Consider the following 15,921-nt stretch of genomic DNA (forward strand, 5'->3'; position numbering starts at 1 on the left):
CTTTTATCGTCATTTAGAGTTGTTGTTAGCGGTTTGCAACACGCCGTTCTTGTAGTAGGAAATACCCAAACGACGTGCGCGCTCGGCATTTCTATTGAGTAACTTCTGTTTCTCTTTATCCGGTTTCTGCTTGGTTATCTCGCCGGGCTTCTGCATGTTGAGCGGTGTGGCGGTAAGATTCCAAGGGCGGGTGATGTCCCATTTCTCCTTACAGTCTATGCGTCCGGGGAAATAATATACTTCCTCTGGTTGTAAGTTGGCATCGTAGTTGCCTGTATCCCATACGCCATTGCCGTTGCGATCGCGGAAGGCACGTGCGTAATAGCCACCGGGTTTGACATAGAAGAATACGGCATCGCCATTGGCTTCGGTACGCACTTGCTTGATGGTCTTCTCGCTTTGGTCGAGCAACTCTACCACATAGGTGGTGTCGGTGACGCCTGCGAGTTGCAAGACGATGGTCGAGAACTCATCGAGGGTGCTGATCTTAATGCCTTGTTTGAAGGGTTTCGATACGTTGCCGTAGATGTCTTCGAAGGCGGCGGAATCTACTTCTAAGCTGTATTCGCTACCGGCTGTCCATTCGGCAAGCACATCATACGTGCGGAGCAATGAGTCGCGACGCTGCACATCAACGGGCACACGATACCAAAGGGTATCAACCTTAGTATATAGGTGGATAGAGGCGGTGTCGCATCGAGCCAGTGGAGCGGGCATATTGATGGTGGGACGACTGTCTGGTGCCATGGTGCCGGGCACGTTATACTGCACTTTAAGTGGCTCGCGCGGCATGATACTGTCGTAGGGCTCGCCTTGCTTTTTGAGTTTAGCTTGCTCCTTTTCCCAACTCTCAACCTGTTTTTTCAGGTCTTTCTGCCGTTTGGCGTAGCTGGTTTTGGCTATCACATCTACCGTATCAATCTGTGTGACGAGTACTCCGGTAGAGTCGGTCATGAGATAGGAGAGTTGCATGGATAGCGTATCTTGGTTGACCAGTGCCGTATCGCGCAACCAATAGGTCAGTGTGTCCTTCTTTTCGCTGGCCTCAAGAACGAAGGCGTCTTTCTCATCGAAGTTGAAGCCGCGTATTTCTGGCAATTGTGGGTTGCCATAACTGAAATATAAAGTGAAGCGGTCGGCATCTTTTCGCTCTGGTTGTTTCAGCAGATAGCGGTCGGTTTGAACTTCTTGGAAGGCCAGAAGGATGATGTCGTCGGGATAGAAGTGGGTGTATGGCACTCGCAATATATTATCGATACGCAAGGAATCACGCCAGATGGTGTCCTGTCGGATATCTGGTCCGGCTGACGGTTTATAGGTGGTATGGGAGAAAGCCACCATCTCGCTCTTCTGATTGAACATATAATTGCCATCGGCATCTTGTAGCGCATAGACGCGATACTCGCCAGGTGCAACACCTTTGATGACGAAACGGCCTCTGCCATCGGTACGGGCAACGCGCAAAAGGGGCTTGGTGCGGAACGCTGAGTCTGCCAGATCGGCATAGAGCCCAACTTGTATGCCTTTGATAGGTTCGAGGTTTGAGGCGTCGAGCACCGTTCCTGCCACCTCGAAAGTGTCGATGCGTTCACCGGTAGAGAAGGTGAAGGTGTAGTTGCCCAACGGATTGTTTTCGTTGTTGTCGCTGATGGCATCGCTGAAGTCGATGGTGTAGGTGGTGTTGGCCTTTAGTGAGTCTTTCAAGTCAACAACAATCTTTTTACCCGTTGCCTTAATCTCGGGCATCTCCAATTGTGGTGGAGAGACGATAACATTCTGTGTGGCATCCTCCAGCTTGATATACTCATCAAACTGTATGGTTATTCTTTTGGAGTTCACACCGACAGCCTGATCGGCTGGATTGGAGCCGATGATGCGGGGTGGATCATCGTCAAACCATCCGCCATCGGGTTGTCCCATACGTGCGCATGCCACCATCAGCAGGGATAGGGCTGCTATGAGTATCAACTGGAAGTGTCTGTTTGTGGGTCTGTTCATGATTGCAGTTTGAGAAGCTGTTCGATATGTTCACGCGAATTGCTTAGGCGTGGCACTTTGTGCTGACCGCCTAATTTGCCGCGTTGCTTAAGCCAATCGTTGAAAAGTCCCTTTCTGGCAGGGATAATCTCCAGATGTTGCAGGGTGATATTCTTATAGCGTTTGGCTTCATAGTCGCTGTTGAGCTCTTGTAGGCGACGGTCAAGCAGGTCGGAGAACTGCTGCAAATCGGCTGGAGGGGTGCTGAATTCAATCAACCACTGGTGGCGACATTTGGCATTGGCATCCATGAAAACGGGGGCTGCGGTGTATTCCAGCACCTCGGCACCTGTTTGTTGACAGGCATAAGCCAGCCCCTGTTCGGCATTATCTACGATGAGTTCCTCGCCAAAAGCGTTGATAAAGCTCTTGGTACGACCTGAGATAACAAACTTATATGGGTTGGTGGAGGTGAATCGGATGGTATCACCGATCATGTATCGCCATAATCCGCATGATGTAGTGATTATCATGGCATAGTTTTTGTCCTTTTCAACGCCCCATAACGGAACGATGTTGTCGGTGCCCATCTCTTGGAACTCGTAGAAAACATCATAGTCGAGCATGAGCAACATCGCTTTGTCGGATGGGTCATCCTGTAGGCCGAAGAATCCTTCGCTCGCATTATACGTTTCCATATAATGCATTTTGGGTGACGTGATAAGTTGTTCATACTGCTTGCGGTAGGGGGTGAAAGCCACTCCGCCATGGAAGAATACTTCAAGATTGGGCCATACTTCTTCCAAATGGGTCTTGCCAGAAATCTCCATGACACGGTTTAATACCGATAACATCCATGAGGGAACGCCTGATATGTTGGTCACATTCTTGTGGAGTGCTTCGTGGGCAATGCGGTCGCGCTTCACTTCAAAGTCTTCAAGCAATGCGGTCTTCTTCTTCGGAATGCGCACCAAATTTGCCAAAGGATTGATGTTTTCGATGAGAATGGCGCTGAGGTCGCCTACCAAAGAATCTGGCAGATTATAGTTGGGAGCATGGCTGCCGCCTAAAATCAATGCGCGGCCGTCAAACAATCGAGATTGAGGATTGTTGCGGAGATAGAGGGCTACAGAGTCGAAGCCACCTTTGTAGTGGATATTTCTCAGACCGTCGCTGCTGACAGGAATGAATTTCGACTTGTCGTTCGTAGTGCCACTCGATTTGGCATACCATTTCACACGTCCGTTCCAGAGGATATTTGTCTCTCCGTGGCGCATGCGATCTATCTGTTCTTTCAGTTCTTCGTAGGTGTTGACGGGGCAGTTTCGCACGAAAGTATCATAGTCTTTCGTGGCTGAAAATGCATATTTGCGTCCTATTTCGGTGTTGGATGCTTGAGCAAGCAGGCGGTGCAACACCTCGCACTGAAGGGCTTCGCCCTCCTTCTGATGGCGTTCCAGTTCATGCATGCGATGCACGAAGATGTGGCGTACAATATTTGTTAAACTCATATCTGTATTATTATACAAGGTGCAAAGGTAGTGCAAACCGAGCGAAATACAAAAGAAAAGACCATTTTCTTTTGTATTTCCGAGGTGCATTTCACCTTCGCGACGTAGTCACAAAGGTACGATTAAGTGAGCGAAGTACAAAAGAAAAACTCGTTTTTCTTATATCTGCAAGACTTCTATGTGACTTCTACAAGCCACATACGCAGCGTTTGACAGAATCATGAGCAATTGGCATTTGGTGCTTATAAAATTTAACTTCGTGTGTTTCATTGTATTTAATATAGTTACAAATTCTTATTTTTGAATGGAAAAACCATGCTTTTTTATCAGAAATCAAAGAAATATACTACCTTTGTAACCAATATACTAACTGAAAAGCCCTAATGAGGGCGCTTATCAACTTCAAATAAAACAACTAATAACAATGAAGAAAATTATCTCTATCACTCTTGCATTGCTTTGTTTCGAAAGCATGGAAGCACAGAAAATCACCTTCTTCTCACCTACTGTGGTACATGTGGAGAAGACTACAGATGGGCAGTTTGCAGAAAAGAAAAGCCTTGTTATAACGGCTACACCGCAAAAAGTGGCGGTCAGTGTCAAGAAGGCGGATGGCAAAACAGTCTATCGGACGAATGCATTGACCGTTACCGTGGATGATAAATCGCAACAGGTAAGCTTTGCAAAAGCCGACGGTACAACGCTTATGACTGAAGGAGACTTTGCCTTTACGCCTATTACAGAGGGTATAGACAAGGGATCGTATCGCGTAAAACAAGCTTTTGCACTGGAAAAAGATGAGCCCATCTATGGCTTGGGAATGATGCAGAGCGGAAAAATGAATCTCAGAGGAGAACACAGACTGATGATACAAACTAATCTGGAAGACTTTACTCATTTCTTCCAGAGCATTAAAGGATATGGCATCTATTGGGACAATTACTCGCCAACAACAATCAACGACGATGATACACTGCAACTGGAGAGTCAGGTAGGAAAGGCTGTTGACTACTATTTCATGTATGGTAACGATGCTGATGGCGTCATCCGACAGATGCGGTGGCTAAGCGGAAAAGTGCCTATGGTGCCACGTTGGACCTATGGATTCCATCAAAGTCGTGAGAGATACAAGTCGGCAAACGAACTGCTCGACGTGGTAAGACGCTATCGCAAAATGGGAATACCATTCGACGGAATAATACAAGACTGGCAATACTGGGGTGGTAACTACAACTGGAACGCTATGGAGTTTCTTAATGATGCGTTCAGTAATCCACAAGCTATGATAGATGAGGTGCACCAACGTCATGCACATCTCACCATTTCGGTATGGGCATCGTTCGGACCACATACAAAACCATATCGTGAACTCGATGAAAAGGGATTGCTCTTCCATTTCAAAACATGGCCAGAGTCGGGACTTACCCAGTGGCCACCACGTCAGGACTATCCGTCTGGTGTACGTGTTTATGACTGCTACTCGCCTGTGGCACGCGATATCTATTGGAAATATCTATCAAAACTCCATCAGATGGGGATCGATGCATGGTGGATGGACTCTACAGATCCCGACCATTGCCAGTTTAAGGATAGTGACCTTGACGAAAAATGCAGCATGGGTAGCTGGAGATCTGTACGAAATGCATTTGCCTTGATGGCGGTTGGAGGAGTGGATCAAAACCAGCGTAAGGTGGATTCAATACATCGACCTTTCATTCTTACACGTTCCTTCTTCGCCGGACAACAGCGCTATGGAGCACATACGTGGAGTGGAGACGTGGGCAGTTCGTGGCAGTCTTTTCGCGCACAAGTGCCACTTTGTCTGAATCACACACTTTGCGCCAACCCCAATGTGAATACCGACATAGGCGGATTCTTTGCCAATGCATACAACCGCACCTATCTCGACAATACTGGAACAACTAATCCACAGTTCCAAGAACTATACGTGCGATGGATGCAGTTCGGACTTTTCACACCAATGATGCGTAGCCACGGTACTGAGGTATATCGAGAACTCTATTACTACGGCAAACCTGGCGAACCTGTATATGATGCATTGCTTGATGCCGTAAAGATGCGTTATCGCCTATTGCCATATATCTATAGTCAAAGCTGGCAGGTAAGTGCCAACGATGACTCGTTTATGCGTCCCTTGGTGATGGACTTCCGCAACGATAAAAATGTGTGGAACAATGGACGACAATATATGTTTGGTCACAGCTTCTTAGTCTGCCCAGTGCTTGATCCACTCTTTACTGAGGAGAAAATAGTAAAGACCGACGAGCAATCGGGCTGGGATAGACACGATAACAATGAGTATGAAAACGGATGGCCAACGGTGGATTGGAGTCAGAAAAAGCTTTTTGATGTCTATCTGCCACAAGGGGCTGACTGGTATGACTATTGGACAGGACAGTTATATAAAGGCGGACAGACCATCAAAGCTGATGCACCAATAGCACACTCACCACTCTATGTCAAGGCGGGAAGCATTGTGCCGATGGGTGATGACCGACAGTATAGCGACGAAAGACCATGGGATGTGCTCACACTATTGGTTTATCCAGGATGTGATGCATCGTTTACACTCTATGAAGATGAGGGCGACAACTTCAACTACCAACGTGGACAATATGCCGAAATTCCTATGACATGGAACGAAAAACAGCATTTGCTGACTATCGGACAGCGTCGCGGAAAATTCAAAGGAATGCTCCAAAAGCGTGTCTTTGAGGTGAAGATGCCCGATAATACCATTTATAAAGTGGCCTATAATGGTAAGAAAACAACGGTAAAAATTAAACGATAAAATCAGAAAGTGAGCGTATATATGACGAAAAGAACGCTGCATACAAACATACTGACACTCTTGTTGCTGATGTTACACACAGCAACATGGGCGCAGTATGACTTATTGTCGGCAAAGAAAGGGGTTGTGAAAGACGGCTACGACTTTTGGGTATATACGCCAGATGACTATTATTTCTCGCAGGAACAAACTCCATTGATAATCTTCCTTCATGGTGCAAGCCGCTGTGGACGCGATATGAAACGCTGTTTGCAATATGGCCCTGTTGATGCCGTTAAGATGGGAAGACAGATTCCCGCACTTATAGTTACCCCACAAAACCCAGGCGGGGCATGGAATCCACGCCGCCTTAACAATATTCTGGAGTGGATGAAGAAGAACTATTCATTTGACGATACACGCGTATATGTAATAGGTATGAGTCTCGGAGGCTATGGTACACTGGATTTCGCAGGTACTTATCCTGACAAAATAGCTGCGGCAATAGCACTATGTGGCGGTTCTACGCTGAAAGACTATCGTGGATTGGGTGAATTACCATTATGGATAGTGCATGGAACTGCAGACCGCGCCGTATCGGTGCGCGAATCACAGAAGGTGGTTGAAGGGATGAAAATACTCGGAGCTACCGAGCGTTTGCGTTATGACTGGATGCCTGGAGCATCACATGGTGCTTTGGCACGCTTCTTCTATACCGACAAAACGTATGATTGGTTGTTTCAACACGCATTAAGCGACCCACGGCGACCGATTAACACAAATATCGATATTACCAAAACCGACCTGTCACAGGCTTACCGCGATATAAAGCGGCGAACTGATGAACTCGAACTTGAACTTGATAACGACAAATAATCCGTACCACCGACACATCTGTTTTCTGACCAAAGAGACGCTGTTGGTGGTCAATCACTATAACAATGAAAAGTCTATCAAAGCAACTAAGAACTCTGGAATCGTATCTGTATTCCATCCTTATGGCTGTTTTGGCTGCCATCGGGATGCCTTCGGCTGCTCAACAGAAAGGTAAAGCAACCTTTTATTCGAAGCACGCTAATGGTTCAAGAACGGCAAGTGGAGAACGTATCCATAGTGACAGTCTGGTCTGTGCGCATCGCACACACCCCTTCGGCACACTCCTAAAAGTGAGAAATCCTGCCAATGGCAAGGAAGTTGTAGTACGCGTTATCGACCGAGGACCTTTTTCCCGTGGTCGTGTCATCGATCTTTCCTATCGCGCTGCCCGTGAGTTGGGCATCGTAGCGCAGGGTGTTGCCATGGTTGAGGTATCGGTTTATAAGCGAAAAGTAGAGATACCATTCAAGCCAGATGACGGTTTTGATGTGCCTGAACTCGATTTGGAAATGACCGAAAGCGATGATAAAATCGTTCCGCAATGGCAAGATGAAGATGAAAAAACTGTTGCTGTTCCTGCGAAAAAAACGGCAGGAAAATCCACAGGAAAGTCTGCAATGCATCCAAATAAAGCCACGGAGAAGGTTTCAGGTAAGTCTGCTACATCTCATAGTAAAGGTACGGGGAAGGCTTCCGGAAGGTCTGCTGCACATACAAGTAAGTCGGCTGTTCACAAAGTGCAACCTGTCGAGAAGCAGAAAAAGAGATGATTTCATGGTCTTCATCATCTTTTTGGAATGGCAGTTTAATGGTCTGTCAACCCAAGCGTCAGTATGCTGAAGCGTATATTTTTTGCTACTTGCATCTCTTGAATACAGGCCATGGCGGTGGCACCTGTAGTGCAGATGTCGTCTATCAATAGGATATGTCGGTCAGAAAGTGCTGAGGCATCACGTAATACAAACATGTTTTCCACATTTTTCTGGCGTTCAGTGTGCCCCAACATCGTTTGACTTTGTAGGAAATGCTTGCGACGGAGCGCTTTGGTAATTACTGGAATAGAGGTGATTTTACTGACTCCACGTGCCAAGTATTCGCTTTGGTTGTAGCCTCGTTGATGTAGCCGGCGGCGCGAAAGTGGTACCGGAACGATGGCATCTATATCGTTAAAGAACCCTGAGGATAATAGTTCTTTTGCCATGATTTCCCCCATAGCCATCGCATAGTCAGGATGCCGGTAGTATTTTATAGCATAAATGAGGCGCGCTGAAGCATTGTGAGGATTGAAATGGACGAATGCCACAGCCTTTTCTATAGGTACGATACCTTGAAACAAGACGGTCATAGGATTATAGTCTGCCGTCAGTTCGTAGTGGGTACGCGGCAGTCTTGTGGCACAACTGCCACAAATGGCTTTCTCGTCGAAGCCCAACCGACTGTCGCAGATACTGCAATGGCGGGGCAGAATGGTGTCGAGAAGCCTATTCCATATCGTATTCTTCTTCGTCATCGATACTGATACACTGTTTGATAATATCCATGGTGAATCCTCTGCCGATGGCAAATTTGATGAGCTTCTGCCGCAGTTCATTGTCGTTACGGGCCTTTACTGAGCGTCTTTTCTGTTGTAGCAATGGGCGCAGAATGGCAATGTATTCCTCGTCGTCGATACTGTCGAGCACTCGTTGGCGTATGTCTTCGGCAATGTGTTTCAGCCACATGGCCTGTTCGACCTTGCGTCGTCCCCATTTATTGTATTTCACTTTGTCGTTGGCAAAAGCACGTGCAAAGCGCTCATCATCTACATATCGCTCGGTTATCAGCCGTTGCATCACTCTCGCCTGAGCATCGTCAGCAATTTCCCAACGGCGCATTTTCTCCTGCATCTCATATTCGCAGTGTTCAGCTTGAGCACATAATGCAGCCAAGCGGAGGTAGGCTTCTTGTTCTGTCATCGTGTTCATCGGCGGCAACGGATAAAGCGTATTTTGCCAAAAGCATCGCTACGGGGCGTCACTTCGCTGAATCCAGCATTGTGAAGCATTGTGCAGAGATCATCGGCATAGAGTGGATTGATTTCGAAATAAAGGTAACCTTGCGGTAGAAGTGCCGTTAAGGCATAGCGTGCAATGGCGCAATAGAATCGCAGCGGATCGCTATCTGGCACGAAAAGTGCTGTGTGTGGTTCGTAATCGAGTACGTTTTTCTCCATCGCTTCAGCCTCGTTTTGACAGATATATGGCGGATTGCTCACGATAATGTCATAGCGCTGATTATCATCTTCATGATTTTGTAGTGCATCGCGCAATATGAAATCAACATGTGCGTTCAGGTTTTGTGCATTTTCTGAAGCCAGCGAAAGGGCATCGGGGGATATATCCCATGCTGTAATCTGTGCTTTTGGCTGTGCCAATGCCATAGTGATGGCAATGCAACCACTGCCTGTTCCGATATCGAGCAAACTGCTGAATGGTGTGGAAAGCATCCATTGACAGAGTTCTCCGGTCTCAGGTCTGGGTATTAAAGCCCGTCGGTCGGTATGGAAAGTATGTCCGCAAAACTGCGTCTTGCCTAATACATACTGCACGGGCTCATGGTTTTTTAATCGTTCTGCCACTTGTTTGAGGTCGCTGTCATCGGTGTCTGCGTCGCGTCCGAGACAGATATCGGTGAGTGATAAACCATAGCGCACTTCATAAACCAAGCGTGCAATGGCTTTTGCCTCACCCTCGTCGTAGGTCAATGCCAGTTGTTTACAAAGCGTATTGTACGTCATTCCTACTGCAATAGAAGTGGGTTAGGGGTGTTGCAACAGCTGGATAGCCTTCATCACGATGTCGTTTTGCTCATTCATGATAGAGAAATACTCATCCATATTCCATAGGTCGCGTGCCACAAGTGCCTTCATTTGGAGACGAAGGGATGGGAGTGACTTTTGCAATTCGGCATCGTCTTTTGGTTTGACACCGTCTTTTGCAGCCTCTGCCAACATTTGGTCAATCACATCTTGCGGCACTTCATAGGTGTTTTTGAAAGTCTCAAACACAGGATACTGCTTTTGCAACTGCTTGCGATGTGTATCCACATAGCGCAGATTGGCATTGATGATATATGATTTGGCAGCAATCTCTCTGTAGAAGGGAGTATAGATTGTAGTATCGAGTGGCACATAATGGTCGGGCATGATACCTCCTCCGCCATAAACCGTACGGTGTTGGCGCAGTGTATAGCATTTCAGTGAGTCGGCAAAATGTATGCTGTCTGCATGTTGCAGTTCGCCACTGGTCAGTCTGTTATATACATCCATGGCGTAATCTTCTGCTTTTCCTTTCACGTATGGTTTTTGGATACAGCGTCCAGATGGTGTGAAATAGTGGGCTATAGTCAGTCGAATCATTGATCCATCGGGCAGGTCAACAGGTCGTTGTACCAGACCTTTACCGTATGATCGACGTCCAACCACGATGCCGCGATCTTGGTCTTGTATGGCACCCGTCACGATTTCAGCGGCTGAAGCCGAGTAACTGTCAATCAACACAGCGAGCTGACCTTCCTCAAAGAGTCCTTTTCCGCGTGCTTTATAATCTTTGCGTGAGGCTTGTCGCCCTTCCATATATACAATAAGGTCGCCAGCGTGAAGCATCTCGTTGGCAATTTCCACTGCAGCGTGCATATATCCGCCACCGTTTCCTTGCAGGTCAAGTATGAGCGAGGTCATGCCTTGTGCCTTTAAAGCTTTGAGGCGTTCGCGAAATTCTTCGTGGGTTTGTGCCCCGAAGCTACCGATTCGGATATATCCTATCGTTGGTCTGATCATATATGAGGCATCGATAGTCTTCACAGGAATCTTGTCGCGGATGATATCGAAATGCAGCATGCCCTTGATACCGCGGCGTACAACGCCCAAGCGCACTAATGTTCCCTTTCGTCCGCGCAGGCTGCGCATGATTTCTTCGCGCGACATTTTTACGCCAGCAATCGCAGTATCATTGACGGTGACTATTCTGTCGCCCGCCATGATGCCTTTCTTTTCAGACGGACCGCCTACCACGGGTTGTATCACGAGTAGTGTATCTTCCGACATATTAAACTGCACACCGATGCCCTCGAAGTTGCCTTGCAGTGGTTCGTTGCTTGCTTCCACCTCTTTTGCGGTAAGGTAACTGCTGTGCGGATCGAGTTTTTCGAGCATACCTCGTATGCCGTCTTCCACCAATCGCTGTTCATCTACGGTGTCCACATACAGGTTGTTGATAGCCATCTCTGCTATTTGCAGTTTGCGCAAGGCTTCTCCTCGCATATTGATGCGCAACTGTGCTATGGCAGCCAACGGCAACAATAGCATGAGGTATAGTATATTTCTTTTTGAAATCATGTTTTCTTTGTTATTCGTAAACGTCTTCTGGTCGGTCTTCCTCTATCACGAGGTTGTCGATGATAAAGTTCTGTCGCTCCATAGTGTTCTTGCCCATGTAGTATTCCAATAGCTTTTGCACCTGGTCGTTCTTATGCAGCGTCACCTGTTCGAGTCTGATATCAGGTCCGATAAAGCCAGCAAACTCTTCTGGGCTTATTTCTCCGAGACCTTTGAATCGTGTGATTTCCGGGTCCGGTCCTAATTGTTGTATGGCATTGATGCGTTCCTCTTCGCTATAGCAATAGCGTGTGATGAAGTCAGTCTTCTTTCCTTCCGTCTTAGCGTCAGCTTCTGCCACCACCTTTTTGTTTTTTATTTTGGTTCTACGGTTGCGCACTCTGAACAAAGGAGTCTGTAGTACATATACGTGTCCCTTTTTGACAAGTTCTGGAAAGAACTGCAAGAAGAATGTAATGATCAGCAGTCGGATGTGCATTCCATCGACATCCGCATCGGTAGCCACTATCACTTTATTGTAGCGCAACGTGTCAAGGCTCTCTTCGATATCGAGTGCAGCCTGCAAAAGGTTGAACTCTTCGTTTTCATAGACCACCTTTTTGGTCAGTCCAAACGAGTTCAGAGGTTTACCGCGCAGTGAGAAAACCGCCTGTGTATTCACATCTCTGCTCTTTGTGATACTTCCGCTTGCCGAGTCGCCCTCAGTGATAAAGATGCAACTCTCCTCTTTTCTGTCGTTTTTAGCATCGCTGAAATGGATGCGACAATCGCGCAGTTTGCGGTTGTGCAAGTTAGCTTTCTTTGCCCGTTCACGTGCAATCTTGGTCACACCCGCCATTGCTTTGCGCTCGCGTTCGCTCTCTTTCACCTTCTGCTCTATCACTTCAGCCACGTCGGTATGGATGTGCAGGTAGTTGTCCACCTCCTGTTTGACGAAGTCGCCCACATATTTATTAATAGAGACTCCATCGTTAGGAGACATAGTGAGTGATCCCAACTTGATTTTGGTCTGGCTTTCGAACATCGGTTCCTCTACGTTGATGGCAATAGCAGCAACGAGTCCGGTTCGAATATCCCCATATTCGTATTTCCCGAAAAATTCCTTAATTGTCTTGGCGATATGCTCTTTGAATGCACTTTGATGTGTACCGCCCTGAGTTGTATGTTGTCCGTTGACAAACGAATAATATTCTTCACCATACTGGTTGGCATGTGTGAATGCAATTTCTATATCTTCTCCCTTGAGGTGTATGATGGGATATAGGGGATCGTTGGTCATTCGGTCCTTCAACAAGTCCTCCAAACCATGTCGGCTGAGTATTCTTCTGCCGTTGTACATGATGGCGAGACCAGTATTGAGATAGGTATAGTTGCGGAGCATGTTTTCCACAAAGTCGTTGTGGAACTGGTAATTGATGAACAAGGTATTGTCTGGCTCGAAGAAGATGTATGTTCCATTCTCGTCGTCGGTCTTTTCTGTCACGTCACTTTGCAGTTGTCCGCGCTCAAAAACCGCTCTTCTTACCTGTCCATCTCTATATGATGCCACTTCAAACCTACTGCTTAACGCATTGACTGCTTTGATACCGACACCATTGAGTCCTACAGATTTTTTGAAAGCCTTAGAGTCATATTTACCGCCCGTATTCAGCATACTGACCGCTTCGATAAGTTTTCCTTGTGGAATGCCACGTCCATAGTCGCGCACCGACACCCGCAGTTGGTCGTCGATGTTGATTTCTATGCGGTCTCCGGCATTCATTTTAAACTCGTCGATAGAGTTGTCTATGACCTCTTTCAGCAATACATAGATGCCGTCTTCAGCCAGCGAACCGTCGCCCAGGCGTCCGATATACATGCCCGGTCTTGTTCGCACGTGTTCCATATCCGACAGATGTCGGATATTGTCATCTTCATATCTGATGGTTTGCTCGTTGGTGTTGATGTCTTCGCTCATATTGTCAGGTTAGATATTCTTTTTATAACAGCGGCGCCGCTTATGTTGTACGTGTTCAAGATACTGCCATTGGCTCTGCACTTTATCGTTGGTTTCCATCTCGACATTAGTCTCTCCCCATTCAAAGCCATATTTCTGATACCATGGGATGAGGTCGTAGAATAGCAAAGCGTTAGCGCCTTTGTTTTGATATTCAGGCAGAATGCCCACCAGCATAAGATCTACAATCTTTGTTTTGTGGAATTTCAGAGCCTTGAGTAAGTGCCACCAGCCGAATGGGAACATTCTTCCGTTGTGGCATTTCTGCAGTGCTTTAGTCAGCGACGGTATAGATATGCCCACTCCAATCAGTTTGTGGTCTGGCGTATTCCAGTCTTCTATGAGAGTGACGAGATTGAGGTCGAGTACAGGGAAATACATTTTGAGGTATTCGTCAATCTGCGCTTCGGTCATTTGCGAGTATCCGTAGAGGTTTCCGAATGTTTGGTTGACCACGTCGAACACTTTTCTTCCCACCTGTTCTTTGCCAAAAACCTCGCTACGTTTTATCTTTCTTACGTGAAGGTTGTATCGCTTCATCACCATTTGTGCGATTTTAGCGTATTTGTCGGGCATCGTTCCCTTTTTTGGCACAATAAGTTTGAACTCCACGTAGTCGTTGTCTTTCTCCCAACCGCCCATCTGTTCCATGTGTTTGGGATAGTAGGGATAGTTGTAAATAGTCGCCATCGTACCCAATTGGTCGAATCCTTCAATGAGCATACCCTCTGGATCCATGTCCGTATAGCCGAGTGGTCCTACCATTTCGGTCATACCTTTGGTGCGCCCCCATTGTTCAACGGCCTCAAGTAATGCTTTCGAAACCTCGATATCGTCAATGAAGTCGATCCATCCGAACCTCACGCTTTTTCTCTGCCAGCGTTCGTTGGCTCGGTTATTGATGATGGCAGCCACGCGTCCAACAATCTTTCCGTCTTTAAAGGCGAGGAAATATTCAGCTTCGCAAAATTCGAAAGCCGCGTTTTCCTTCTTGTTGTGCGTATGTTTCTCGTCGCTGTATAGGTTGGGCGCATCATATTTATTGCCTCTATACAGGTCATAATGGAATTGTATGAAGTCTTCCAGAAGTTTCTGGCTATCTACTCTCTTTATTTCTATTGATGACATCTCTTCTTCTTTTTATCTATAAATAACGTCCAGAATTGATGCAAAGGTAGTGAAAAACTGACAAAAAGCCAAACATTTAACCTATTTTACGGCATACGAACAATACGTGGTTGCCATCTGGAAGTGTGGTGCCGAAGATGTATGTATCTCCACCGTCTTTCAGCTTGAGTTTCTTGCGCAGTACTTCTGCCGATAGTGGAAAGTTGCGCACTGCCACATTGGCGCGGTCTATACCAGCAAGTGCTTCTCTCAGTTCGCGCTTGTTTAAGGAGCATTGTTGCTTGACGATGAAACTTCTACCAGGGAATGATTTCACTGCTGTGTTGCTTAGGAAGAGGTGTGAATTGGCAGCCACCTGTTGCATGGCGAAGGCACGTTCCACTTCAGTGAAGCATCCGCCTTTCATGATACTGGCATTGGGTTCATAGAGATAGGTGTTGTCCAAAGCGCTGTTGTCAGTTGCTGTGGGTTGGCAGGTTGGTGTTTCTGTTGTGTCGGAAGGGCAGAACCGTTGTTCATCGTTGATACAAATGAGTGTTGGATTTGCCGAAGCGCGATGGTCGATGACAAGCAATAGCTCCTTACATTCATTTTTCACGCTGACGATATGTACCTCGCTGGCGCCTCCCAAGTCATCAACCGCCTTTCGCCAGTCGAGCATAGGCGATAGTTTCATGACTATATGTTCAGCCTTTTCGCGCAACACAGGCATCATGAGCGTGACATCTGGTGTGCAATCAGCCAGTCCGTAGGTGCGTGCGCCATGTTCGTCGCGCCTTGCCGGGTCTATGAATATGACCGTAGCACGCGCCATCTTGTTGACAAAGTCTTCTGCATCATCGTTGGCAACGGCGGCTTCCAACTGCAGTATGGGGAAGTTGTGGTGTGCCAGTTGACAGAGCATTTCATTGCGTTCCACGTAGGTTCGCTTGTCGAATGCCCTTGCCATGAACGAGAAATCGATACCCATGCCGCCTGTAAGATCCACATAGGAAGTGTCTTTGCCGCCCCATCTCTCCACGACGTTTGCTTTGTATTGAGCCGTTTGTTGGCTCGATGCCTGTTCCATGTTGAGGTGTGGTGGGTATAGAATGTTGTCGCAAGTTGCCCAGTCGGGCAGTTTTCGGCGTGCAGTCTGCCATCCGGCAATCTGTTGCAAAGCCAGTTTCAGATCGATGTCTGACGCAGGTTTCGTCAGCGCCAACTGGCGGATGTCATCGTTGCGATGTTGCTTGATGAAGGTTAGGGTACTGTCGTTCATTGTTGG

12 protein-coding genes are annotated in these 15,921 nt (G+C 47.1%); 3 read left to right on the forward strand and 9 right to left on the reverse strand.

All coding sequences use genetic code 11. The features are described 5' to 3' along the window. Positions 1 to 9: 9 nt before the first annotated feature. Positions 10 to 1,998 carry an Ig-like domain-containing protein gene (locus CIK88_RS04910; protein ID WP_254046655.1) on the reverse strand — a complete coding sequence of 663 codons (1,989 nt, stop codon included), beginning with the start codon at positions 1,996 to 1,998 and terminating at the stop codon, positions 10 to 12. Beyond that, positions 1,995 to 3,488, reverse strand: coding sequence for a GH3 auxin-responsive promoter family protein (locus CIK88_RS04915; protein ID WP_094434917.1), 1,494 nt, complete (start codon positions 3,486 to 3,488; stop codon positions 1,995 to 1,997). Before CIK88_RS04915 ends, CIK88_RS04910 begins: the two co-directional genes overlap by 4 nt. Before the next feature lie 424 nt (positions 3,489 to 3,912). Between CIK88_RS04915 and CIK88_RS04920 the strand changes: the two genes are divergently transcribed. The 3 genes from CIK88_RS04920 to CIK88_RS04930 all read left to right on the forward strand — a co-directional run bounded on the left by CIK88_RS04920 (position 3,913) and on the right by CIK88_RS04930 (position 7,925). Next, positions 3,913 to 6,300, forward strand: a complete 2,388-nt coding sequence (locus CIK88_RS04920) for a TIM-barrel domain-containing protein (RefSeq protein ID WP_094434919.1) — start codon at positions 3,913 to 3,915, stop codon at positions 6,298 to 6,300. 21 nt (positions 6,301 to 6,321) lie between these two features. After that, positions 6,322 to 7,155: a dienelactone hydrolase family protein gene (locus CIK88_RS04925; protein ID WP_094434921.1), complete on the forward strand. Its 834-nt coding sequence runs from the start codon at positions 6,322 to 6,324 to the stop codon at positions 7,153 to 7,155. A gap of 122 nt (positions 7,156 to 7,277) precedes the next feature. Continuing rightward, the gene (locus CIK88_RS04930; RefSeq protein WP_371591513.1) at positions 7,278 to 7,925 is read left to right on the forward strand and encodes a septal ring lytic transglycosylase RlpA family protein; all 648 of its coding nucleotides are present in this window, start codon (positions 7,278 to 7,280) and stop codon (positions 7,923 to 7,925) included. A 35-nt stretch (positions 7,926 to 7,960) separates the two neighbouring features. Here the strand turns inward: CIK88_RS04930 and CIK88_RS04935 are convergent, their stop codons facing one another. The 7 genes from CIK88_RS04935 to CIK88_RS04965 all read right to left on the reverse strand — a co-directional run bounded on the left by CIK88_RS04935 (position 7,961) and on the right by CIK88_RS04965 (position 15,915). Then, a complete protein-coding gene (locus CIK88_RS04935) occupies positions 7,961 to 8,665 on the reverse strand; it encodes a ComF family protein (RefSeq protein ID WP_094390999.1) in 705 nt (234 codons plus the stop codon). Continuing rightward, positions 8,637 to 9,110 carry a regulatory protein RecX gene (locus CIK88_RS04940; RefSeq protein ID WP_371591510.1) on the reverse strand — a complete coding sequence of 158 codons (474 nt, stop codon included), beginning with the start codon at positions 9,108 to 9,110 and terminating at the stop codon, positions 8,637 to 8,639. The genes CIK88_RS04935 and CIK88_RS04940 overlap by 29 nt, the downstream gene beginning before the upstream one ends. Before the next feature lie 5 nt (positions 9,111 to 9,115). Further along, positions 9,116 to 9,931 carry a peptide chain release factor N(5)-glutamine methyltransferase gene (gene prmC / locus CIK88_RS04945; RefSeq protein WP_094434925.1) on the reverse strand — a complete coding sequence of 272 codons (816 nt, stop codon included), beginning with the start codon at positions 9,929 to 9,931 and terminating at the stop codon, positions 9,116 to 9,118. A gap of 21 nt (positions 9,932 to 9,952) precedes the next feature. Further along, on the reverse strand, positions 9,953 to 11,530 hold the full coding sequence (locus tag CIK88_RS04950) for a S41 family peptidase (RefSeq protein ID WP_094434927.1): 1,578 nt from the start codon (positions 11,528 to 11,530) through the stop codon (positions 9,953 to 9,955). Between the two features lie 10 nt (positions 11,531 to 11,540). Then, the gene (locus CIK88_RS04955; protein ID WP_094434929.1) at positions 11,541 to 13,487 is read right to left on the reverse strand and encodes a DNA topoisomerase IV subunit B; all 1,947 of its coding nucleotides are present in this window, start codon (positions 13,485 to 13,487) and stop codon (positions 11,541 to 11,543) included. 9 nt (positions 13,488 to 13,496) lie between these two features. Beyond that, complete coding sequence (locus CIK88_RS04960) at positions 13,497 to 14,654, reverse strand: GNAT family N-acetyltransferase (RefSeq protein WP_094434931.1); 1,158 nt, start codon at positions 14,652 to 14,654, stop codon at positions 13,497 to 13,499. Positions 14,655 to 14,730: 76 nt separating this feature from the next. Then, positions 14,731 to 15,915, reverse strand: a complete 1,185-nt coding sequence (locus CIK88_RS04965) for an SAM-dependent methyltransferase (protein ID WP_094434933.1) — start codon at positions 15,913 to 15,915, stop codon at positions 14,731 to 14,733. Between the last annotated feature and the right edge of the window lie 6 nt (positions 15,916 to 15,921).

The organism is Prevotella sp. P5-50 (genome assembly GCF_002251295.1).
In the GTDB taxonomy this organism is placed as follows: domain Bacteria; phylum Bacteroidota; class Bacteroidia; order Bacteroidales; family Bacteroidaceae; genus Prevotella.